The 22963-nt window shown below is 63.0% G+C and carries 21 protein-coding genes and 1 tRNA gene; 12 read left to right on the top strand and 10 right to left on the bottom strand.

Annotation, left to right across the window (positions count from 1 at the left end; all coding sequences use genetic code 11):
- Positions 1-164 precede the first annotated feature (164 nt).
- The 8 genes from HQN78_RS18680 to HQN78_RS18645 all read left to right on the top strand — a co-directional run bounded on the left by HQN78_RS18680 (position 165) and on the right by HQN78_RS18645 (position 9098).
- The gene (locus tag HQN78_RS18680; RefSeq protein WP_107801385.1) at positions 165-914 is read left to right on the top strand and encodes a trypsin-like serine protease; all 750 of its coding nucleotides are present in this window, start codon (positions 165-167) and stop codon (positions 912-914) included.
- A gap of 435 nt (positions 915-1349) precedes the next feature.
- Complete coding sequence (locus HQN78_RS18675; RefSeq protein ID WP_235085511.1) at positions 1350-2201, top strand: hypothetical protein; 852 nt, start codon at positions 1350-1352, stop codon at positions 2199-2201.
- 8 nt (positions 2202-2209) lie between these two features.
- Complete coding sequence (locus tag HQN78_RS18670) at positions 2210-2530, top strand: DUF1566 domain-containing protein (protein ID WP_235085509.1); 321 nt, start codon at positions 2210-2212, stop codon at positions 2528-2530.
- Between the two features lie 204 nt (positions 2531-2734).
- Positions 2735-5392: a cytochrome c peroxidase gene (locus HQN78_RS18665; protein ID WP_235085508.1), complete on the top strand. Its 2658-nt coding sequence runs from the start codon at positions 2735-2737 to the stop codon at positions 5390-5392.
- A 189-nt stretch (positions 5393-5581) separates the two neighbouring features.
- Entirely contained in the window at positions 5582-6205 is a 624-nt protein-coding gene (locus tag HQN78_RS18660; protein WP_235085505.1) for a hypothetical protein, read from the top strand.
- A gap of 117 nt (positions 6206-6322) precedes the next feature.
- A complete protein-coding gene (locus tag HQN78_RS18655; RefSeq protein WP_235085503.1) occupies positions 6323-7873 on the top strand; it encodes a type III secretion system effector BopA family protein in 1551 nt (516 codons plus the stop codon).
- 39 nt (positions 7874-7912) lie between these two features.
- Positions 7913-8332 carry a chaperone SicP gene (gene sicP / locus HQN78_RS18650; protein WP_235085500.1) on the top strand — a complete coding sequence of 140 codons (420 nt, stop codon included), beginning with the start codon at positions 7913-7915 and terminating at the stop codon, positions 8330-8332.
- A gap of 337 nt (positions 8333-8669) precedes the next feature.
- The gene (locus HQN78_RS18645) at positions 8670-9098 is read left to right on the top strand and encodes a hypothetical protein (protein ID WP_235085497.1); all 429 of its coding nucleotides are present in this window, start codon (positions 8670-8672) and stop codon (positions 9096-9098) included.
- Positions 9099-9164: 66 nt separating this feature from the next.
- Here the strand turns inward: HQN78_RS18645 and HQN78_RS18640 are convergent, their stop codons facing one another.
- Together HQN78_RS18640 and HQN78_RS18635 are read right to left on the bottom strand one after the other, a co-directional pair.
- Complete coding sequence (locus tag HQN78_RS18640; protein ID WP_235085495.1) at positions 9165-9578, bottom strand: hypothetical protein; 414 nt, start codon at positions 9576-9578, stop codon at positions 9165-9167.
- Positions 9579-9581: 3 nt separating this feature from the next.
- Positions 9582-10208, bottom strand: a complete 627-nt coding sequence (locus tag HQN78_RS18635; protein WP_235085492.1) for a glutathione S-transferase family protein — start codon at positions 10206-10208, stop codon at positions 9582-9584.
- A gap of 163 nt (positions 10209-10371) precedes the next feature.
- Here HQN78_RS18635 and HQN78_RS18630 point away from each other — a divergent pair.
- A tRNA-Ala gene (locus HQN78_RS18630) sits at positions 10372-10447 on the top strand.
- A gap of 336 nt (positions 10448-10783) precedes the next feature.
- On the opposite strand, the gene HQN78_RS18625 is transcribed toward HQN78_RS18630, so the two are convergent.
- Both HQN78_RS18625 and HQN78_RS18620 read right to left on the bottom strand, forming a co-directional pair.
- Positions 10784-12490 carry an amidase gene (locus HQN78_RS18625; protein ID WP_235085490.1) on the bottom strand — a complete coding sequence of 569 codons (1707 nt, stop codon included), beginning with the start codon at positions 12488-12490 and terminating at the stop codon, positions 10784-10786.
- 172 nt (positions 12491-12662) lie between these two features.
- The gene (locus HQN78_RS18620; protein WP_199225962.1) at positions 12663-13670 is read right to left on the bottom strand and encodes a LysR family transcriptional regulator; all 1008 of its coding nucleotides are present in this window, start codon (positions 13668-13670) and stop codon (positions 12663-12665) included.
- 165 nt (positions 13671-13835) lie between these two features.
- On the opposite strand from HQN78_RS18620, the gene aguA reads away from it, so the two are divergent.
- Complete coding sequence (aguA, locus tag HQN78_RS18615; protein WP_233246764.1) at positions 13836-14972, top strand: agmatine deiminase; 1137 nt, start codon at positions 13836-13838, stop codon at positions 14970-14972.
- 246 nt (positions 14973-15218) lie between these two features.
- On the opposite strand, the gene HQN78_RS18610 is transcribed toward aguA, so the two are convergent.
- Positions 15219-16172 carry an amidohydrolase family protein gene (locus tag HQN78_RS18610; RefSeq protein ID WP_107801392.1) on the bottom strand — a complete coding sequence of 318 codons (954 nt, stop codon included), beginning with the start codon at positions 16170-16172 and terminating at the stop codon, positions 15219-15221.
- Positions 16173-16294: 122 nt separating this feature from the next.
- On the opposite strand from HQN78_RS18610, the gene HQN78_RS18605 reads away from it, so the two are divergent.
- Positions 16295-17170 (top strand): LysR family transcriptional regulator, encoded by an 876-nt coding sequence (locus HQN78_RS18605; protein WP_235085488.1) that lies wholly within the window; start codon positions 16295-16297, stop codon positions 17168-17170.
- Positions 17171-17274: 104 nt separating this feature from the next.
- On the opposite strand, the gene HQN78_RS18600 is transcribed toward HQN78_RS18605, so the two are convergent.
- The 4 genes from HQN78_RS18600 to HQN78_RS18585 form a co-directional block, all read right to left on the bottom strand.
- Positions 17275-17640, bottom strand: a complete 366-nt coding sequence (locus HQN78_RS18600; RefSeq protein ID WP_235085486.1) for a GNAT family N-acetyltransferase — start codon at positions 17638-17640, stop codon at positions 17275-17277.
- Entirely contained in the window at positions 17637-17798 is a 162-nt protein-coding gene (locus HQN78_RS18595; RefSeq protein ID WP_235085483.1) for a hypothetical protein, read from the bottom strand. The genes HQN78_RS18600 and HQN78_RS18595 overlap by 4 nt, the downstream gene beginning before the upstream one ends.
- A 103-nt stretch (positions 17799-17901) precedes the next feature.
- Positions 17902-18906 (bottom strand): hypothetical protein, encoded by a 1005-nt coding sequence (locus HQN78_RS18590; RefSeq protein WP_235085481.1) that lies wholly within the window; start codon positions 18904-18906, stop codon positions 17902-17904.
- Between the two features lie 76 nt (positions 18907-18982).
- Positions 18983-19807, bottom strand: coding sequence for a helix-turn-helix transcriptional regulator (locus HQN78_RS18585; protein WP_235085479.1), 825 nt, complete (start codon positions 19805-19807; stop codon positions 18983-18985).
- A gap of 136 nt (positions 19808-19943) precedes the next feature.
- Between HQN78_RS18585 and HQN78_RS18580 the strand changes: the two genes are divergently transcribed.
- Entirely contained in the window at positions 19944-21143 is a 1200-nt protein-coding gene (locus tag HQN78_RS18580; protein WP_235085476.1) for an NAD(P)/FAD-dependent oxidoreductase, read from the top strand.
- 36 nt (positions 21144-21179) lie between these two features.
- On the opposite strand, the gene HQN78_RS18575 is transcribed toward HQN78_RS18580, so the two are convergent.
- Complete coding sequence (locus tag HQN78_RS18575) at positions 21180-22853, bottom strand: GMC oxidoreductase (protein WP_235085473.1); 1674 nt, start codon at positions 22851-22853, stop codon at positions 21180-21182.
- Positions 22854-22963: the final 110 nt, after the last annotated feature.

The raw sequence follows: 22963 nt of genomic DNA, 5'->3' as shown, positions 1-22963 counted from the left end.
ATGGAAAATTCACACATGAAAATCATTTCGAAAATCACATAATCATTGCAACCGGACGGCAGGCTCGCAACGAGGAATTGGCAGATTCCGAGCGAATCAAGGCGGCCTCGTCCGGTATTTTTGGATGATGAAAACCGCAATAACGATTTTGAAAAGGATATTCCGTGAATAAACTCATTGTCGCCGCATGCCTGTTGGCCAGCGCGCAATTGACCGCCGCCGCGCCGTTCTCTCCCACCGAAACCCATTACGTCAAATTGGATTTCCGCGGCTCGTCCGGCGGCAATATCTGCGGCGGCTCGCTGGTGGGGCCGGACCTGGTGCTGACCGCCTCGCACTGCATTCTGGACAACTGGAACAGCGTGACCGCTCATTACGGCCGTCACTTCGCCCAGCGCGTGGAAACCGCGCGCAACAACGCCAAGCCCAACTGGATCAAGTTCGACCACAACGGCGTAGCGGTGGACCTGGCCCTGCTGAAACTATCCCGCCCCATCGCCGGCCTTGACGGCGCCAGAACGGTGCCGGTGGTGGCGCAAGAGGACTGCAACGGCGCGATAGGCGCGATGCAAGCCAATCTGCGCATGGCGGAGACCGGCGGCCAGCTGGCGGCCAGTCTGATGGACGTCCGCGTCGCCAATATACAGCGGCTGGGGCCGTCGCCCTTGGCCAACGGCGTGTCCCTGCTGGCCAACGGCACGGTGGGCCGCGGCGGGGACTCCGGCAGCCCGTTGCTGTCGCCCAAGGGCGTGCAAGTGGGCGTATACAACGGCAACGCCGGCAATGTCTCCGCCTACGCCGCATTGTGCAAATACGCGGGCAGCATCAAGGCCTGGTCCGATGTGCTGAGCCCGTCCGGCAGCCAGACCCCGCCGCCCGGCGACTGGGTGTGGCCGGACGCCGCGCGACGCTGAAACCGAGCGTCCAATACGAAAGCAGCCCTTGGGCTGCTTTTTTTTAGTTTCAGTCATTGCGCCTCTGCTCTTCGTGTCTGTTCACGGTTTCGCGAGGCAGGGCGGAAGCGGCTGAGGAAGCGGAGTGTAAAGTGGTAGCTTTGCGTTTCGACAACAGTTTTAACGCTCTTGTCTAACTACCCCGCCAACACGCAGCGGATTGCAAACAGGTTCTAACGGCCGGGCAGGCATTGAACAACTTGGGGGAGGTCTGCGGCCACTGGTCCGCACGTCTTGGCGCTGCGCATCGTCCAGTTAGCGAGATGTCTGCATTGACATGCGGCATGCCAAAAGCCTAATAGCGACCTTGGATTGCTTGTTTTCGACATTTTCCTTGTGCGGATAAGTCTACAAACGCATAATCGCTCGTCCTAAAAATGATTGTTTGTTGTAAGAATGAACCGGCATTTCCAGTTTCCCCTCCTTGTTGCGGCCTGCCTGGCGGTAGCCGCGTGTTCCGGCGGCCCCGCCACTCAGCCGGTGCGTACCGGCGTGTTTGTCGATAGCCCGGTAGCCGGCTTGGACTACGACAGCGGCAGCCACGCCGGTAAAACCACCGCCACCGGTGAATTCCACTATCTGGATGGCGAAACCGTCGCCTTTAGCATTGGCAAGTTGCAGTTGGGTCGCGGTCTGGGCGCACCCCATCTCAGCCCGCTGCAATTGGCCGGCAGGTCGGACGCGGCGGACCCTAAGGTGCTGCGTCAGGTACAACTGCTGTTGACCCTGGACCAGGACGGCAATCCCGACAATGGCATTCAGATCGCGGCGGAGACCGCCGCCCTCTTTAACCACAGCCAAAATCTGGAACAGGTTGGCGATCTGCAAACCTTGCTAGATCAGGCCGGCATTGCCCGCCGCCTGATCAGCGCTGATCGCGCCGCCTATCATTTCCAGCTCAGCCTGGCTGCTTTGCTCACTCAGCCTTCCACTCCGCGCTTCATCCCCTTGGCCGAAGCCGATGGCGTGCCGTTGGATGGGACCACGCAGCGCGCCGGCTGTGTGCAGGACAAGCAGACCGGCCTGATCTGGGAGGTGAAAGCTGAACAAGGCCTGCGCAGCCAGTTCCATAGCTACTACGCCAGCACCGGCGGCATCCTCCCGCGGCCGGCCCAATGCGAATCCGATCAGTCGGATTGCCTGGTCGCCACTTATGTCCAGTCTGTCAGACAGCAGAAGCTTTGTGGTTTCAACGATGAGACGGCGGTGGTGATCGTGGCTGGAGGCTGCCAACAGAACGGGAGCTGAAGACGCTGTTGGATTGGAGCCAGCGGGACAAAGCCCTTGGTTTGCCGGCCTTGGATCGCTACGCATTTCCGGATGCGGCGGCCACCTTCTATTGGACCGACACTAGCTATTCAGAGGAGAGGACGGTGGTGGTTGCCTTCGATGATACTCACCGCAGCCTAGCCAGTATCAGTCTGGGCAAGGATCAAGCGGCAAGGGTGCGTCTGGTGCGAGGTCCCAAGCTGGCCGACGAGCCGCCGCCGCATGGCATGGCCAAGTCCACGCTGGGTTATGCCTCGGTTCGTTCCGAGAATCCTTCCCCCCTCCGCGGCTTGGGCCGTCCGCTCTGATTACTGGCTGTTCGCAATCCCTTTAATGCCGCGTCGCGAAAGACGCGGCATTCAGTCTCTCCTGATCTAGAACCACAAGCCCACCCTTGTGACCGCGAGTGAGCAAGGCGCGACTCCGGCTTGCCTATCCTCGACATGCTTCTTGTACGAACAACTCTACAAACGCATAATCTGCCGTTTTGAAAATAATTCTCAATTACAAAAATGCACTCGCGCCTTGCACTCTCCCTCATTCTGGCGGGCAGCCTGGCCGTGGCCGCCTGCTCCGGCGGCCCCGCCGCTCAGCCGGTCCGCACCGGCGTCTTTGTCGATAGCCCGGTAGCGGGCCTGGACTACGATAGCGGCAGCCATGCCGGCAAGACCACCGCCAACGGCGAATTCCGCTATCTGGACGGTGAAACCGTTGTCTTCCGTATCGGCCAGCTGGAACTGGGCCGCAGCCTGGGCGCGCCCCAGCTGACTCCGCTGCAACTGGCCGGCAGCCAGAACCCGGCGGATCCCAAAGTGCTGCGCCAAGTGCAGCTGCTGCTGACGCTGGACGAAGACGACAATCCCAACAACGGCATCCAGATCAGCGCCGACACCGCCGTCCGCTTCCGGCGCAGCATGCGCTTGGAACAGGCCGGCGATCTGCAAACCCTGCTGGACAGCGCCGGCATCGCACGCAGCGTGGTGGCCGCGGACTACGCGGCCAGCCACTTCCGCCTGAGCCTGGCCGCGCTGCGCGAACAGCCGCCCGGCCCGCGCTTCACCGCACTGGCCGAAGCGGACGGCGCACCGCTGACCGACGCCGGCGAACGCGCCGGCTGCGTGAAAGACAAGCAGACCGGCCTGATCTGGGAAGTGAAATCCGTGCAAGGCCTGCGTAGCCAATTCCACAGCTATTACGCCAGCGCCAGCCGCAATCCGGAACGCTCGGCCCAATGCGAACCCGGTCAGGAAGACTGCCTGGCCGTCACCTACACAGAGGCCGTGAGCAAGCAAAAACTCTGCGGCTTCGAAGACAGCGAAGAAGACATCGCCGCGGAACGCGGCTGGCGGCTGCCCACCGAGCGCGAACTGAAAACCTTGCTGGACTGGAGCCAGTACGACCGCTCGCGCGGCCTGCCGGCCATGGACCGCCACGTCTTCCCGGATGCCGAAGCCGCCTTCTACTGGACCGCCACCAGCCGCCGCGGCGAAGGTTCGCTGGCGGTGGCCTTCGACGACACCCACCGCACCCTGCCCAGCGTCAGCCTCAGCCTGGGCCAGCCGGCGCGGCTGCGTCTGGTGCGCGGCCCCAAGCTGGCCGACGATCCCAATCCGGAACAAAATCAGACGAAGCCGCCGGCCTACATCCCGGTCAGCGCCGACGGCCAACTGGCCGCGCCGGCCCAGGCCGCCTGCGTCGACGACAACCAGCATCCGGACGGTTGGCGTGACATCATCCTGTGGCAGGCCCGGCCGCGGCCGGCCGGCGCGGCCAGCCTCAACCCGGCGCTGGCCGCGCTGCAACAGCAGCGGCTGTGCCAGCAGGACAACTGGCGGCTGCCCACGGTGGCCGAGGCCATCCGCTGGCTGCAACTGCAACAGGACCCGGACTATCCCGCCGCCAATACCGCCGCGCGGGTATGGGCGCGCGACGCCGGCGGCGAACTCTACGGCCTGGACCGCGACGGCGGGAAACAGAGTGCCGCCCGGCTCGCTGCTGAGGCCGAGCAGCCGCTGCTGGTCGCCCTCTCCATCCGTCCGGCCAAACCGCCGCTGCCGGATAGCGACGGCAAGGCGCCGGACGCCGCCCAGCTGGCGCAATGGCGGACCAGTTACAGCCAATACCAGCCCGGCGCGGAGCGCCAGGCGGCTTGGCCCGCGCCCACGCTGGACGCGTCGGCGCAAGCCGGCTTCCGAGATCTGGGCCTGCTGCCCGCGGCGCCGTTTCCGGCCGACAACCCCTATAGCGCCGCAAAAGTGGTGCTGGGCGACAAACTATTCCGCGATCCCCGGCTGTCCCGCAATAACCGCATCGCCTGTATCAGCTGCCACGCGCCGGAACACGGCTGGAGCGATCCGCGTCCGGTGTCCCAAGGCCACATCGGCCAATTGGGCGGCCGCAACGCCATGACCCTGCTCAACACCGCCTACGTCGGCGCGCTGTTCTGGGACGGCCGCGCCGCCAGCCTGGAAGAGCAAGCCAAGGGCCCGGTGGTCAACCCGCTGGAAATGCATCAGCCGCTGGGCCAGGCCGTGGCCAAGATCGCCGCCGCGCCGGAATATGCGCCGCTATTCGCCGCCGCCTACGGCGACAGCCGGGTGGATCTGGACCGCATGGCCAAGGCCATCGCCACCTTCGAGCGAACCCTGATCAGCCAGGACAGCGCTTTCGACCGCTTCCTCAAGGGCGAGCGCGCCGCGCTGGACGACCAGGCGCTGTGGGGCCTGCATCTGTTCCGCACCAAGGCGCGCTGCATCAACTGCCACAACAGCCCGCTGCTGTCCGACAACCAGTTCCACAACACCGGTCTCAACTACATCGGCCGCAATAAGGAAGACCTGGGCCGCGGCGGCGTCACCGGCTTGCGCGCCGATCTGGGCAAATTCCGCACCCCCACCCTGCGCGATCTGCTCTACACCAGCGACTACATGCACACCGGCGACATGCCGCTGGATGAAGACGGCGCCGGCGTGATCGAGTTCTACAACAGCGGCGGCAATCTGGTGGAAGTGGTGGGCGTGGAAAAATACACCCTGCCCAAGCCCTCGCCGCTGCTCAAGCCGCTGGGCCTCAGCGCCGCGGAAAAGCAGGCGCTGCACGCCTTCCTGCAAGCGTTGTCCGGCCCGCTGCGGCTGCAGCCGGCGAGCGAAGCTGAGCTGTTCCGGCGCTGAGAACCTGTTTACGATCTGCTGACGCGTCGTCAGCATGGCATTGAATCTCCATGGCCCGGCCTCGCCGCCGGGCCGCGTTCGCGCTGGAATCCACTGGCGCAAACGCCGTTTACGGTTTATTTCAAAATATCGCGCCATGACATGCGCGTGTTTTGCAAGTGGAAACCGTGAACAACAAGGGGAGATGCGATGGCGTGGTCTTTGCAAAGAGCTTTCAATAACGCCGGGAACGGCGCCAACGCCGCCGGGGTGTGCGAGGCCGCGGTCTGCCTGTGGCTCAAGCACATCCAGGACCGCGTGGGCAAACGCAACTGGGGCAGCAGCGCCGGCGACTACCTGCCCACCACCCAACAGGCGGACGCGCTTTACCAGCAGTTCGACAACGGCGCCTATCTGTTCCGCTTCGCCTCCTATCTGGAACAGCAGGTCTATCCCTCGGTGGCCGCCCACAATCGGGTGGGAGACGCCAATCACGCGGAAACCTTCGGCCTCACCTTCTGCCACTACTGCAACAACGCCCACGGCGCCAGCGCCCAAGCCTGGCAAGACATTATCGAAAATCGGATGGTGCGCGGCGACGCGCTGTTCCTCAACCTGATGCATAACGGCGGCGCTTCCGGCCACGCCGTCGGCGTCTATAAGGGCAGCGACTATATCTGGGTGTTCGATCCCAATAGCGGGCTCTACCGCGGCAATGTCAGCGCCGGCTGCTGCAGCGCGGCGGACCTGTTCCGCGCGGCGCAATATCTGGCCAACCTCACCGGCGGCTACTGGAACGAGACGGTTTACTACGGGCTGCATATGCGGGCCTGAGCCGAGCGCCGCGTAAGACCGCGGTGTGCGGGCGGGTGAGCGAAATTTGATAGCAGGGAAACAGGGGTTTACTCACTATCGAAACCATTCGCTTCATCATCCCGCTCGTTTCAGCCCATGACCACACTCAATCTCAATACTTTCGTCCAGGCGGCTAGGCTTGGCGGCAGAGTCGTCGTCAATGAAAAGACGCCTGAACCCACGGTGACCGTCGCCAGCCAAGGCTTCAAGGGTCGGCTCTATGCCTGCCTGTCCCAACTACCGCTGCTGAAAAACCTGGAAGCCGTCAAAAGCTATAGCCAGCGCGTACAGGCTGAAAACCAAACCGCTCTGGGCGTCTTCATCAACACGCTCTCCCGGCGTTATGGCCAGGAAAGTGCCCAAGCGGCGCTGGACAGCATGGGCCGGCTCCAGGGCGCGCCGCTCAAGCAGCGGGTGGTGGAGCAACTGATTGCCGTGGCCGAACGCTTTCATGGCCAGGGCGACGCCAAGCCTTTGGCGCGGCAAGTCGTATTCCGCTCTTGGGAATGCAAGGGCATGGATCATCCCGGCCACGCCTCCGTCACCATCAAGAACAAAATCGATGTGAACGCCAATAAGCATGTGCAGGAGCACATCAGCTGGTGGCCGTTTAGCGACGCCCAGGGCGGGCAAATCGGCCGTCTGTTTGGCCAGCGGCAGGGAGGTTCCCTGGGCAGCTATCGGGAGGACAAGCAAGAAGAGGTTTCCAGCCGAACCGCGCAGAAACTCAGCGACGGCGAAGACGCGCGTCAGCAACTGGGTACCGCGGGCTATAAAGCCGCCAGCCAGGACCTGATGGCCAAAGCCCAGTACTACCCCCGCGCGGAACAAAAACGCACGCGGGACGGCGGCTGGGGCGTCAGCGCCCGCAAAGTCTATCTGCCGATGATGGGACGCAATAAAGAAGTGGCCGCCAGCGGCAAAACCGCCAAATTCGTATTGTTCGGCCTCAATGAAAAAGCCATCCTCCACGAGGCTCGCCACGTCAAGCAAGAAGCCGCCGAAGGCCGGATTGGCTATACCCTGGCCAGCACTGAGGAAAACTGCGCCTCCATGGCGCTGCGCATGCTACGCGCCGGCGGCGCGGAAAACTTCGTGCCGTTCAGCGCCAGCTGGGTCACCGAAGACCCCAACAAGGCCCATGCCTATGCCGAGCGCCTGCAAGCCAGGATGGACAGCCTCAACCGCCAGGTCGCCGACATCGGCGAGCGTTGCAGCGGCATGCTGCAACAGCCCGGCGTCAAAACGGAATGGGACGGTTTCCTCAATCAGGGCCGCATGGGCGAACTCAAGAGAGAAATCAGCCAGCTCAAGCAGCAAATCAACAAGGAAAGAAGACCGGAAGCCCAAGCCGTGCAACGCCAAGCGTTGAAGGAGCGCAATGCTCAGCAAGTCTTTCGCATCGGCGCCCACTTCGAACAATTGGCCGTCGGCAGAGCTGACGCCCTGGGGCTGGTCAAGGCCATGCGTGAAGGCGCCCCCAATATCGACGACGACGCGGCCGCCCTCACCCGTAAAACCGCCGGTCTGGTGGAGGCGTTGCACCACTATCTGGAAAGTCATCCCCAAGGCGCGGAGCAACTGAGCCTTGCCGCCCACGCCATGATCAAACGCAGCGAAGAGCTGATAGGCCTCGCCATTCAATGAGCGCCCGAACCGTTGCCGGTCCGCTCACAAGGTATCTCCATGGACAAAAACGCAGAACTTCTAGACAGCCTGGGCCGCGCCATCGGCATGGAACTTACGCTGGACTCGCACGGGCAATGTTTTCTGTTGCTGGACCAGCGGTTGATGCTCTCTATTCGTAGCCTGCCCGACAGTCTTATCCTGTACGGCATGCTGGGTGAATTCAGCGCCAACGGCAGTGCCGGGTTCTGGCAACAAGCGCTAGCCCTTAATCTGACGCTGGCCGAGGCCGGCGAGGGCAGCTTGGCGTTTGACGACAGCACCGGAGCCGTCATGCTGGTCAAACACTTGCCCAGCGATACGCTATCATCCCATGACTTCATCGAAGCCGTGGACCGATTCGCCGCTCGCTTGGAACAGCTGATCGCTTCTCTGGGAGAGATGGAAAGCTTCGATGCGCCCACCGGCTTGCGTTGCTGATTGAGGAAGTCTACCCCAGGCTTCCTCCTGCTCTTGACCCCGCCCGCCACAGCGGCAACAATCCGCCTTGTGCCGCGCAATGGCGGCATCGGGAGTGCAAACCTGAATAGTAAGGAACACGCGTTGCAAACCGCGCGCGTGCCAACCATCGCGCCGTGTTGCGCGGCCACGATGGTGACGGCTGTACGCCAATCCCTTACGTTCTAGTCTGTTCCCATAGTGATGGGTTCAGAGAACTACATGGGCAAATGAAATCAGAGTCGCATTTTTCATTTTCATGTGGTCTTGGCGCTGAACTGCGCAAGTTCAGCGACAGGCTTTGCTCAGGAGCTTGTATATGAATCCATTTTTTCCCCCGCGCCGCCGCTACAAAGGCGCCTCAAGAGAAGCCGTCGAAACTCTGTTGCCCTTCGTCAGCCTCATCCCCGACCGCACTTATCCCCATTACTGGCAGATCGAGCCCAGCTACGACTCTTATCCACAGGCCTGCGCCGACGGCCGCGAATACGCCGCCCATCTGCTGCAATGGCTGAAGGACAATCCGCTGTTGGTCGGCTCCGGCCTGCTCGGTCGCATCGCCCGCGACATCGACTTCGCCAATGCGCAGCAGCGCGGCGTTTGGGTGGCCTTCTTCAACCATCTGGAACGTGTTCTATCTCTGGGGCTGCGCGGCTTGGACGTGTTCGCCCATGTCGATGGCCAGCACGACTACCACCGGGCGGTGGAGGCGAGTTTTGAGCTAGAGGGCAAGGTGAGGAAGGCTTAAGTCAGTCTGAGAAGTGAAAGCCCGGCGTTGCCGGGCTTCTTTCGTTTTTACGCTCAATTTTCTGACTTATTGATGAGAGAACTTTTTAGCGTTCCACAGAGTGATAACGACATCCATCTGTTGGTTATGACTTTTTTCTACTCCATTCATGATAAGTTTCCATAGAAGCGCCGCATTGGAGGCTAGTAAGGGATTATTTGTTATGATTTCTAATGCGGTTAATGCATATTTTTGATTTTTTACTGAGTTTGTATAGTGTCCTTTTGGTATTCCCTTAATTTTCCCTTCAGAGGCCAGTCCCAAAAAAGCGGACTTAGGGCAACCCTTTTCAATGCTTGCCTGCTGCTTCTGGCTAAATATTTTGATGGCGGCTAGATGCCAAGCCTCTGGCAATGGAGTACCAGTCTTATAAAGCTCAATGGCTTCTAAACTTACTTGGCCATATTTGTTTTGGGTGGTATGTAAAATATCCGCGGCCATGTTTTACGCCACTCCGACACTTCCATGCGTCACAAACCCCGGCCGTTGAATCAGCCGCTGGTAATAGGCGTGCGCATGCGGCAGCTCCGGCTTGTCGAAAGGCGTCAGCTGCCAGCGGTGGATGGACAGGCCGAGCACGATGTCGGCCAGGGTGAAATCGTCGCCGCAGATATAGGGTGTATTTTGCGCGGCTAGTTGCCGGTCCAGAATGGCCATATAGTGGCCCCATTGCTGGATGCTGGCCTGGATTAGCGCCGGGTCCTGGTGTTCCGGGCTGTGGCGGCTGAGGCCGTGGAAGGCATAGCCCCAGGAGCCGTTCAGCTCGGTGGCCTGCCAGTCCATCCATTTTTCCACCTGGGCGCGGCTGCGCGGATCGGCGGGCAGCAAGTGGCTGGCCCGGCGCGAGTCGGCCAGGTAGCGGCAGATGGTGTTGGATTCCCACAGCACCAGGCCGTCGTCCACCACTGTCGGAATCAGCGCATTGGGGTTGAGCGCCAGGAATTCCGGGCTGCTGGCGGACTGGAAGCCGCGGCCCCAGTCTTCGCGTTGGTAGTCGATGCCGATTTCATGACAGGTCCACAGCACTTTGCGGACGTTGATGGAACTGGTGCGGCCCAGGATGCGCAGCATGGGAATCTCCGGCGAGGATGGATGGACCGGAGCAGTGTAGTCTCGCCGGGCGCGGGCATGCCATTTAAATGCTTGACTGTGGCGGGGATGCGCCAGCCTGACGCCGCGCCAGCGGCGGGCCTTGGCAAAGCCCAGCCGCTTGGCATATGATGGCGTTCACTTTGGGCCGATAGCTCAGCTGGGAGAGCGCTGCGTTCGCAATGCAGAGGTCGGGAGTTCGATCCTCCTTCGGTCCACCAATTCCCCCCTTCTTGTTTTTTCCTGCGGTGAAACTAGAGAGCATTTTTTGCAGCTGCTGCAAAGATAGGCGATCGGGCCTTACACGAGAGAGTTCGTAAGCATTGGCATTGGCCCGTGCACATAACACTGAACTGTGCATCACTATCCCAGCAAACCCGCCTAACGGCGGGTTTGTCGTTGCTATTGTGTGCTTATTCAGCTGAAGTCGTCGTCCAGCGCCACTACCTATGGATGCAGTTTCGGCCAGAGCGGGAATCCCCCTCAAGGCAAGCAATGATGGCTTCCAAGCCACTGCTACCGGCTGAACACCCGTCCTGGTCTGCCCTCGCCGGTGCTCATGGAGCTAGCGGTGGCGTGCGCGGCGGGATCATGCGCTTGTTGCCGGTGGCTTCAAATGCGGCGGCGAAGCGCAGCAGCGCGTTGTCATCATAGGCGCGCCCGGCAAAAGTCAGCCCCACCGGCATGCCGATATCAGCCATCACTCCCATCGGCACGGTAACAGTGGGGACGCCAAGATGGCGGATGGCGAGGTTGCCATTGGCTACCCAGACGCCGTTGCTCCAGGCGATGTCGGCTGAGCGCGGATTGACGTCCGCATCTGCGGGGCCGACGTCGGCCACGGTGGGGAACAGCACGGCGTCCAGCTTTAGCTCATCCATCCAGTCTTCCAGATCCAGCTTGCGGGTCTTTTCCAGGCCACGCAGACCATCCGGTACGCTTTCAATCCGGTCATAGGACTTGAGGCCCCGTTTGGCCATGTTGACGTACTCGTCCATGCCGGCGGCCAGGTCCCCTTCGCGGTTGGGCAAGGTGCCCGGATCGTGCGGGAAGATCTTCGGACCATCCGCGTCAGCCAGTTGCTTGAGCTTGGGGTCGCCGTTGGCGCGCAGGAACTCATCGAAGGCCCAACCGGACAGCTCCCACAGCTCGTCATTGAGGAACTCAGCTGAGACGATGCCGCGGTTGAATACGGTGGGCGCGCCGGGACGATCGCCTTCGCAGTTGGAAACCAGCGGAAAATCCACTTCGATGACTTCCGCTCCGGCGGCTTCCAGCGCCTGACGCGCCGCTTCCCAGAGATCGATCACCGACGCGCGGGTATGGATGCGCTGTCCGGTCGGGCCGCCGATGCCAGGCGTCTCGCTGGTGCCGGCCAGTTCGTCCTTGTTGATGTACATGCGTGGTATGCCAAAGCGCTTGCCTTTGAGTGCATCGGGCTGCGCCAGCAGGCCGGAATAGGAATCTGGCCGGATCGCCGAGGCTTTGGGAATCTCCACCCAGGGCTGCAGGCGCCATAGGTCGCCACGGCTGATCGGGTCGTCCGCGACGATGACGTCGAGCACTTCGAGCAAGTCCGCCATGGTGCGGGCGTACGGCACGACAACGTCCATGGTCGGCGTCAATGGCCAGTTGCCGCGTACCGAGATGACCCCGCGGGACGGCGTATAGGCGCACAGGCCATTGTTCGAGGCCGGGCCGCGGCCGCTAGACCAGGTCTCCTCGGCCATGCCGAAGGCGGCGAAGCTGGCGGCCGTCGCGGTGCCGGCGCCATTGGAAGAGCCGGAGGCGAACGGCGCCGTCAGGTAGTTGGCGTTGTAGGGGCTTTCGGCACGACCGTAGCAGCCGCGCTGCATGCCGCCATTGGCCATGGGCGGCATATTGGTCTTGCCCAGGCAGATGGCGCCGGCTGCGCGCAGGCGCGCTATGGTGAAGGCATCGTGTTGAGCTACCAGATCCTTGAACGCCGGGCTGCCTGAAGCGGCGGTCAGCCCCTTCACCAGATAGCTGTCCTTGGCGGTATAGGGGATGCCGTCCAGCGGGCTCAGCGTTTCACCACGGGCGCGACGGGCATCGGATGCCTCGGCTTCCTTGATCGCGTCCGGATTACGCACCACCACCGCATTGAGCCTGGTCTCCGTCGCGGGGCCATCGTAGGCCTCTATCCGCGCCAGATAGGCTTTGACCAGTTCAACCGCTGTCGAACGCCCGGATTCGAGCGCGGCACGCAACTCGGCAATGGATAGCTCGGTAACCTCAATCATGCTACTACCTCCACTAAGAAGACGGATTTCATTCCCATCGCGGTGACTGTTTCCTGCAGGCGCAGGCGGGTCATGCCGCACGGCAGCCGGCGCACGCATGGGCTGTTCTGCAATATGGCGGCTAATCTACAAGAGATAGCGTTATGCGGGAAAATGATTCATTTTGATGCACTTATTCATGCGGCGAATACCGGGGCAGTGCCGCATCATCGGATTCGATGAGGCTGCGCATCAAATCGCGCAGCCAGTGCAGCGCAGGATTACTATCCTGTACAGGGTGCCAGATGCAGTTAAGGTGGTAGCCTGGCAACTCTTCCGGCAATGCAACCATCTTCAACGGCCAGTAGCCCGCCATCATCGCCGCTACTTTCTTAGGCAGGATAAACAAATGATCGGTGTTGCTGACGATGGCGGCTGCAGCCATATAGCTTTGGCTGTGCACCGAAATCTTGCGTTGCAAGCCGCGCTCGGCAAGAAAACCATCCATTGGCGATCCCAGATTGCCCAGCGGCGCGTGGAAGACATGCGGCAAGGCAATCAGATCCGATAGTGTCAGCCTATCATTCTGGAGCGGGTGATCATGGCGCAAGATGCCGATCAGCGGCTCGTTCAGCCAGGTTTCCCGGCATAGATAGCTGGGGATGGACATGTATTCGTCAAAACCCAGCAGGAAGTCGATTTCACCGTCGGCCAGCGCCAGTTCCGGAATGTCTTCCCGCAGGATGGTGATGTCGATATGAACGTTGGACGCTTCCTCCGCCAGTTTTTTCACCAGAGGCGGAATCAGCACGCACTCTACATAATCCGTGGTGCACAGGGTGAAGCGGCGCGCCGATGTTGCCGGGTCAAAGGCCTCCGGCTGGCTGAAATGGCTTTGCAGCAGGCTGAGCGCCTGATGGACGCCCTGTTGCAGATAGAGTGCTTTTTGCGTCGGCAGCATGCCATGCGGCGAGCGCACCAGCAGCGGGTCGTCGAAGAATGTCCGTAAGCGGTTGAGCGAGTGGCTCATCGCCGGCTGGCTGACAAACAGTTTCTCTGCCGCCCGTGTGACACTGCGCAGGCTGATCAGGGCATCCAGTGCCAGCAGCAGGTTCAGGTCCAGTTGATGCAGCTTCACACCATTCACCGTATTTATGAAAGTATTCGTATTGTTCATTTGCTGAATAGTTTGGCTCTCCATAGACTACGCCTGTCAATCACTTCGTCGTTCATTGCAGAGGAAATCTGCAGTTCCAGAACGCTGATCCGCCCGGCGAATGTGTATTGGTCGAGCCCCCGCATCGCGCAGATCGGGAGACGTGCCGAGTCTGTCATCCGCAAATGCACGATCTATTGAATACTTCTGATGGCATTTATCAAGTCGATGGTGATCAAAATGAACAATAAAACGCACAATGGCCTACCTGCCGCCGACGGTTTTCACATGCCGGCTGAGTGGGCGGAGCATCAGGCGGTATGGATGATCTGGCCGCAGCGCCCGGATAACTGGCGCCATGCCGGACGCGAGGCGCAACAGGCCTTTGCTGCCATCGCCAAAGCCATTTCGGCGGCCACGCCTGTGTTCATGGCCGTGCCAGAACCGTTCATGTCGCAGGCGCGCGCAGTCATGCCGTCCGAAGTCACCCTGGTCGCGATGAATAGCGATGACTGCTGGATGCGCGACAGCGGACCGACCATGGTGATCGATCCGGCGGGCCAGCTGCGTGGCGTGGACTGGAAGTTCAATGCCTGGGGCGGCTTCAATGGCGGGCTGTACCATCCTTGGGATCAGGACAGTGAAGTTGCGGGCCAGGTGTTGGCCCACCATGGCTTTGATCGCTACCTAGCTCCGCTGGTGCTGGAAGGCGGCTCGATTCATGTCGATGGTGAAGGCACGCTGCTCACCACCGCGGAATGTCTGCTCAATCCCAATCGCAATCCGGATTTGTCCAAAGCCCAGATCGAGGCCCTGCTTGCCGAGTATCTGAATGTGACGCACTTCATCTGGCTGCCGGAAGGCGTGTTCATGGATGAAACCGACGGTCACATCGACAATATGTGCTGCTTTGCCCGTCCAGGGGAGGTTGTGCTGCACTGGGTCGACGATGAACAGGATCCGCAGTATCCGCGTTCGCAAGCCGCCTACGAAGTGCTGTCCAAAGCGCGCGACGCCAAGGGCCGCCAGCTCAAGATCCACAAGATGCTGGCCCCGGGTCCCTTGTTCTATGAGCAGGATGAAACGGTTGGCGTGGTGGCTAGCGGGCAGGCCGTGCCGCGTGAGGTTGGCGAGCGCATGGCCGCTTCTTATGTCAATTTCCTGATCAGCAACGGACAGATTATTTTCCCGCTGCTGGATGAGCGTACCGATGCCGCGGCCGCCAGCCGCTTGCAGGAGATCTTCCCGGAGTACCGAATTGTCGGCGTTCCGGCGCGCGAGGTGCTGCTTGGTGGCGGCAATATCCACTGCATCACCCAGCAGATTCCGGCGGGCAAGGCTAGCTGAGGCGCTATCGTGCACGGCGGGTGAATGCCCGCCGTTTCTGTCTACCATGAGCCTAGCTTGTGCAGTGTGCGATCAACTTATGGTTCCCAAGTGCGGCCAGCCGATACTTCCGGTTTCACGTTTCCGGCCTTTCTAAACTCTCCCGCCGCCATTTCGTTTTCTTCCCGCCACATCCCTTGAATGCATTGCTCGGCAGGCTGCGTTGATGTGCCGCGCTGTGCTAGGCCACGACCCGTTTCATCAGGCTCAGCCGCTCATTCTGGCCAGCCGCGGGAACAGGGCCAGGGCGTTGTTGCGCCTGATCGCGGCATGTTCTTGCGGAGACAGCCCGGTGTAGGCATCCAGCTGGGCGGTGAATGAGGCTCCAACCGCTGCCGGCGCATAGGGATAGTCGCTGCCGTACAGGATGCGGCCGACGCCGGCGAAGGCGGTCAGGCTGGGCAGGGCCACCGGACCAGAGGTCAGCGCGGTGTCGAAATAGAAGCGCTGGAACAGGCGCAGCAAGTCTTCGGTCGCCGGGACATCATGGCGTACGCCCGGAGCCAGTTCGGCGAAGCGATGGGAGGCGTACGGCAGAAAGCCGCCGGCATGGGACAGAATGATGTTCACGTCCGGATGGCGCGCCAGCGTGCCGTTCAGCACCATCTGCACCGCGGTGCGGGTGGTGTCGAAGGGGTAGTCCACCAGCGGTCCGGGCATGCCGGCGATGGCGTCGATGCCGGGTTTGCCCGGGTGGATGAACACGGTGGCGCGCCGCCGGTTGAGTTCGGCCCAAACCGGCTCGAATGCCGGATCGCCCAGATATTGACCGTGATAGTTGCTGAGCAGCACCACGCCGTCCGCTTTCAGCGCGTCAAAGGCAAATTCGATCTCCCGCAGCGAACCTTCTATGTCCGGCAGCGGCACGGTGGCGAAGTTGCCGAAGCGATCTGGGCGCTGCTCCACCAAGCCGGCGGTGTATTCATTGACGCGGCGGGCCATGTCCAGCTTGGCTTGGCCGGACCAGCCTTGCACGCCGGGGGCGGTCAGCGATAGCAGGCCGGTGGCGATGCCCTGGCTGTCCATGAAGTCGATGGCGCTTTGCGGGCTCCACGCCGGGCTTTTCCAGCCGGAAGGGTCGCCGCCGTGAGCGGGCAAGGCTTCAGCCCAGAACGGGGGGACGACATGTTGGTGAACATCGATGCGTTGACTGATCGTCATTATTTTTCTCCTGATGATGACGTCGCGAAGCGGCGTCTGCTGCAAAGCGTAGGCGTGCTTGAAAAATCACTCCAATAGATTAAATTTCGGTATTGATCATTTTGAATGATGAATAAGACCCGATGGAGCTACGTCATTTACGCTATTTCCTGGCGGTGGCCGACGAGGGCCATTTCGGCCGCGCCGCCGAGAAGCTGCACATCGTCCAGCCCGCCTTGAGCGCCCAAATCCGCTCGCTGGAAGAGGAGCTGGGCGTGACCTTGTTTGTACGCAGCACGCGCAAGGTGGAGCTGTCCGATGCCGGACGGATCCTGTTGATCGAGGCGAGGCGGACGGTGGAGCAGGCCGAGCGCGCCAAGAGCGTGATGCGCCGCGCCGCGCGCGGCGAAACAGGAGTGGTGAGGATAGGTTTTGTCGGCAATGCCGTCGCGGCGGGCCGGCTGTCGGATGATTTGCTGGCATTCCACGCCGCCTGGCCGGATGTGGCGGTGGAGTTGCATGAAATGGCCTCGGCGGCGCAGATGGAGGCGATTCTCGCCGGGCGGCTGGATGTCGGCTATTGCCCGCAATTGGGCCGTCCGCTTCCCGCCGGCTTGCAGGCGAGGCCGGCGGGAAGCTGGCATTGGGAGGTGGCGATGGGGGCGCGGCATCCCCTGGCCGCGCGCCGCTCATTGCGCGTGTCTGATTTGCTGGAGCAGCCGTTTATCGTTTACGCCGGCGATGGTGACGAGGGGCAATTGCCGATGCTGTGCCAGCTATTGGGCGGCGAACCCCGCATCGCTTATAAAGTGGGGAGCACGATGTCGGTTCTGGCCTTGGCCGCTGCCGGCCTGGGCTTGGCCTTGGTGCCCACGCCGCTGCGCAAGCTGGCGCTGCCCAATCTGGTTTATCGCAGGCTGGCGGAACGCTCGCCACTGGTATCGGAATTGGCGGCGATCAGCCGGGCTGGCGACGAGTGGGGCGCGGTGCGGCGCTATCTGGACCTGCTGGATGGCTGAGGATGTGCGATGCAGCGCGCCTGGCCTTGTCCTTTGCAATCACTGATCCCTGGGCAAGCCGGCTCACGGAGGCTGGGGCCGGCCGCCACGCAGATCGTGCATCGTCACACGTCGCGTCCCAAGAGCTGGCAGGGCCAGCCGTCAATGTCCAGGGCGGCAATTCGCTCGTAGCCGCAGGATTCATAAAAGCGCACCAAGGCGCCGGAGCCGCCGCCATAGCAATCGACCCGCATGCGTTTCACGCCCGCCAGCCTGGCCTGATCCTCCGCGAAAGCCATCAAGCGCCGGCCAATGCCGCGTGCGCTGGAGTGGCGCGAGGCGACCAGCAAGCGCACATATATTTCCGGTGCCGTCGCGGCCGGAACATAGGGCATGGCCTCGCCCAGCACCAAGGCCGCGCGGATAGGGCCGCCGCGCTGTTCCGCTACCCAGGCGCCGGGCAGCGAGCAGGCTTCGACCACCCTCGTCACTTGTCGCGGCTGGCTGGACCAAGGCTCCGCCCCCATTGTCCCGGATTTTGTATTTCGGCAAACCAGGCGATGATTTCATCGAAAATGCTCAACACCGCGGGGGCATCGGCGGCGCTGGCGCGCCGGATGATCAAGCTGTCTGACTCTGTGTTCGCCATGTGAAATCTTCCACTCATTACTCGTCTAGAGGGTGCGGCCTATCCGCCTTGCATCCCATGGTTCGCGGCCAGGGGCTGGGTCATTTTACTCGATTGACATCCTTCAGGCCGGTGGCGGTTCCAATTTGTCCAGCAGGAAGCGACCGCGCGCGGCGATGGATGGACAGGCGTCTGCGGCCAGTTGCCGTACCAGGCGCAATGGGGCTTGGCCGGTTTTTTCCCAGTCGCGGATCAGCATTTCGCCGGCAACCCGTCTGACGATGGGAGAGCGGTCCTCGGCCGCTTGCCACGCCATGTCCGGGAAGGCAGCCTGGATGCTGAGCGCGCGGGTGCCATGTATCGGCTTGAGGTGCTTCTGGACCCTGCGTATATCCGTCCATTCCCATTCGCGGCCAGCCAGCCAGGTCATTCTGCCCTCCAGTAGGCAGCGATAGGCCTTGGCGCGCAAGGAGGGCTGGATGGCCCGCTTGGCGATGTCCTGCAAATACGCATCCAGCGTGTCCTTGCGGCCAAGTTGCGCCAGCACGGCGACCATGGGGCCGGAGGGGCTGGCTATCAAGCTGTCCTTGAGCGCGCGCTTCACTTCGTCCTGCGCGGAGATGGCCATCAGCGTTTCCTGTTCCGTGGCCTCCAGGCGCCCCCAGGATGTCCAGTTAGGCAGGAGCGCGCACAAGGCCGCGGCGACGTGTTGCGGTGCGGTATGGCTGGCGATGTCCGGCAGGGCTTCGCGCGCCGCGGCTCGGACTTGCGGCACCCAATCGTTCAGCCGGCGCAGGGCGAGGGCGAAGAAGAAAGCGTTGGGCGCGCCGTGCTTCAGCGCGCGCAGCGTTTTTTCCCGCAGGTAGCCGTCTTCGCTGCACAGGTCCAGCCAGGTCGGCCCCGGCTTTTGCCGGAACAACAGCGTCCATTTGCTGGGCGCGGCGAGCTGCCATGCCCGGTAGCGCTCCCAAGACAGAAAGCGTTCCCAGTGCTCCAGATTTTTCAAGGGCAGGGCGGACGTCGCCGCCGCCAGGGTCGCTATCTCGGGGTCGCTGCCCGCGCGGACTGATTGGACGAATTTCCGGATCGCGGCGAAAAGATTGGTTTCATGCATGTGTTGTTGCGACATCTGAATTTTCCACTCCAAAGCGTTATTGAGTGCCAGCTCCTCGGCGGCTTGGCTCGCGTGCCCAAGTTCCAATCCGCTAGGCCGGCTCCTGCCGCGCGAAAAATCGCGCCGGCGAATCGCCGAAGGCGCGTCGGAACATCGCGATGAAGTTGCTGGGCGAGGCATAGCCCAAGTCGTCGGCCACCACGGCCACGGCGACGCCGCGCGCCAGCATTTCCATGCCGCGTATCAGCAGCGCCTGTTGCCGCCATTGTCCAAAACTCATGCCGGTCTGCGCCTGAATGTGGCGGCGCAAGGTGCGCGGCGACATCGCCGCCGCGTCCGCGCAGTCGGCCAGCGCGAGTTTGCCGGCGGGCTCGGTCAGCAGGCGATGGGCCAGTTCCGCGAGGCGCGGATGTTCCGGTATCGGCAGGCAGAGCGCCTGCTGCGGCGCTTGCCGCAGTTCGTCCAGCAGCACCGCGGCGATGCGTTCCTGCTCCGGCCGCCATTGCGCGTAATCCGTCCAGGTCACCGCGCGGCGCACCGCGGCGCGCATCAGTTCGGTGATCGCCAGCACCTGCGGCTGCGGATTCAGCGTCCGGCTCCAGTCCGGGCTCAGCAGCAGGCTCCAGCCGGTCAGCGCGCCGCTGACGCGCACCCGGTGCGGGACGCCGGGCGGAATCCAGCCGGCGCGGTGCGGCGGCAGCACCCAGGCGCCGCGCGGGGTGCGGATCTGGATCAGGCCGGTTTCCACGCATAGCAGCTGTCCGCGCGCATGGCTGTGCCAGTCGTATTCGCGGCTGCCCAGCCGGTAATCGCTGTCTTCCCGGTCGTTGCCGGGGACGGCGATCAGCGGCGGGCCGCCGGTCCATTCGCTGAGGTCCGGCGTGTCTTCCGGCGGCGTGACGTCGATCTTGGCCATTTTTCACCATTTGTTGGCAAAACAGCGTTATAGCAGCTTTGGCGGAGGCGCGCACAATCGTCGGCAAGGGTCGGGATGGCCGCCGGCGCGGCGGCGGTCCTGACCGGGTTTCCTCCTGATGAGCAAAGGACAAGCTATGCAATCTCTACGCATTGGCATCGTCGGCGCCGGCCTGGGCGGGCTGTGCCTGGCCCAGGGCCTGGCGCGCGCCGGCGTCGCCGCCACGCTGTTTGAACGCGACCAGGCCGCCGACAGCCGCTGGCAGGGTTATCGGCTGCGCATCGACGGCGACGGCCAGCAAGCCTTGCGGCAGGTCTTGACGCCGCGGCTGTTCGAGTTGTTCCGGCAAAGCTGCTCGCTGGGCGGCGACGATTGTTTCGTCGATCCGCAACTGCGCGCCTGGTCGGAACGCAAGCCGGCGCACTGGCGGCCGTCGGCGCAGGACGAGGACGCGGCGGAGCGCGATCTCAGCGCCAACCGCCAGACACTGCGGGAAATCCTGAGCAGCGGCCTGGAGGACCGGATCCGCTGGGGGCATGCGCTGCGCGGTTTCAGGGAGACGTCCGGCGGCTTCTTGCTGGATTTCCAGGACCGGCCTGAGTTCGAGGTGGATGTGCTGATCGCCGCGGACGGGGCGGCGTCGACGGTGCGCCGGCAGTTGGCGCCGGACGGAGATCCGGCGGACGAGGGCGCGGTGGTGCTTTACGGCCTTACGCCGCGGGACGCGCTGCCGTCCGAGGCGTTGACGCCGGAGTTGGGTCAGGGCGTGTGCGTGGTGTTCGGCGACGGTCTGACGGCGGTCATCGAGGCGATGCGTTTTCGCGCGCCCTTGCCGGAGTTGGCGCGGCGGCTGGCGCCGGAGGCGGCGCTGAGCCCGATGCCGGATTACTGGTATTGGGCCTGCGTGGCGCGGGCCGAGGATTTGGGCGGGGCTTTGCCGGCGGAGCGTTTGAGCGGCGATGCGCTGCGGGCGAGGGTGTTGCGGGCGACGCGCGGCTGGCACCCGCGTTTGCAGGCCGTTTTCGTCCATGGCGATCCGCAGTGCCTGGGCGCGCGCGCCATCCGCATGGCGGCCGAGGTGCCGGCCTGGCGGTGCGAGCGGGTGGCCTTGCTGGGCGACGCGGCGCACGCGATGAGCCCGGCCGGCGGGCTGGGCGCCAATACCGCGCTCTGCGACGGCGCGGAACTGGCGCGGGCTTTGGCGCCGACGGGCACGGCGGCCGAGGCGGCGGCGGCGCTGCGCGTTTGGGAGTGGGACATGCGGCGTCGAGCCGAGCGCGCGCTGCGGGCCTCGCGCGAGGGCAGCGCGCGCTTGCTGCAAAGAACGGCCTTGTGAGACGCGGCCGCCGCCATGGCTTGGCGGCGGCGGGCCTTACTTGCCGTTTTTGATGATGTGCTCGATATTGCGCTCGGCCAACGCGGAGATGGTCAAGGAGGGATTGACCGCGCCGGCGCTGCCGGGGAGCAGCGCGCCGTCCATCACGTACAGGCCGGGATGGCCGATGACGCGGCCCCAGGCGTCGGTGGCCTTGCCTATCACCGCGCCGCCCAGCGGATGCGCGGTCCAGTTCATGCCGGTGACGCCGGCTATGATTCCTGGAAAGCCCGGAACGGTGCGGGTGGCCGCGGCGATTTTATCGTTCACTGTTTTGGCCGCGGCCACGCTGTCGCGGTTGCCGTTCTTCGGCCAGTTCAGCTCCACGCGGTCGGTGGTCGGGTTATAGCTGAAGTGCCCGCGATTGCTTTGATCGAAGGCCATGCCCAGCGAACCGATCACCGTGGTCAGGTCCAGCGGCAAGCCCGGCACGTACCAGTTTTCCAGGGTGAGCGGTAGCCCGCTGTTCGAGTCGTGGATGCGGGAGGCGCTGGGCGTGCCTTGGGTGGCCAGCGATATCGTGCTGAAGCTGCGCGTGACGATGGTGTCGCCGTTGCTGCCCCAGCCTTGGCCTATGTGTTCGTTGAGATTGCGCAAAGTGCCCTGCGCCCGCGCCTTGACCAGCAGTTCCGAGCTGCCGATGGAGCCGGCGGCGAGAAAGAGCCGGTCGCAGTTGAGCCGGTAGCGGTCCAGTTGCCGGCCGTCGGGCGCGCGTTTGACCACGTCGACCTCGTAGCGGCTGCCGTCCCAGGCGATGCTGAGCACCTCGTGGCCGGGATAGATCGCGGCGCGGCCGGTGGCCTGCGCCTGGGCCAGGTAGTTCTGGTTGAGGTCGAATTTGGCGCCGTTGGAGTTGCCGTGGTTGGACAAGCCCATGGTGGCGGAGGGCCAGGATTGCGTGCGCAGTTCTTGGCGGATCACGTCCCAGTTGAAGATGGAGTCGTTGGCCGTGGTGGTGTAGCCGGCCTTTCGCACCTGGGCGTCCCAGACGCGGGAATGGTGAAAGGGAATGCTGTTGTAGATGTCCGTCGGCATGGCGTCCAAGCGCAGCATTTTCCGGACTCTGGGGTAGTAGGTCTGGTTCATTTCCGCATAGCTGACCCAATGGCCGAACAGGGCTTCGAAATAACGCTGTTCCGGCTGAATCATCACCCCGGTGAACACCACCGATCCGCCGCCGACGCAGGCGCCGCGCCAGACGTTCATATTCGGGTAATCGGTTGAATCCAGCACCCCGCCGAAGGAGTCGAAATACTTGTTCACGCCTATCAGCATCTTGGCTTGGCTGCGATGCCAGAACGCGCGTCCGTCCGGGAAGGTGTCGTTGGAGAAGATGTCGCGTTTCGGGCCCTTGGGCCAGCGGTGACCGCGTTCCAGCACCGTGACCTGCTGACCGGCCAGGGCCAGACGCAGCGCTGAGATGGCGCCGCCAAAGCCGGAGCCTATCACCAGATTGGGGGTGTAGGCGGGCGGACGCGGCACGGGCTGGAACAGTTCGGGAATCAGCCGCTGGTATTTGGCCAGCTGGAAAGCGCTTGAGCCGAGGAAGGCGGAGGCGGGCGCCGGCAGCATCAGGCCGGCGGCGCCCGCGCTCGCGCCCAGCAAGAGCTGGCGTCGGTTCAGCTGCGCGGCGAGCGGGGAGGAGTGTTCATTGTCTGGGAGGGAAGCCATGGAATCGCCCTTTCTTGTGGAAGAGCCTATTCAAAGCCCGCTGTGCGTCGTGAGGCGTTGCACGGCGAGTCGCGCTTCTCACTCCGCCGTTTTCATCTTGTCTCGCCCTT

This window comes from Chromobacterium sp. Beijing (assembly GCF_021496765.1).
Classification (GTDB): Bacteria; Pseudomonadota; Gammaproteobacteria; order Burkholderiales; family Chromobacteriaceae; genus Chromobacterium.
Note: the sequence above shows the minus strand (reverse complement) of the source record. Positions and strands in the feature narration are given on the sequence as shown.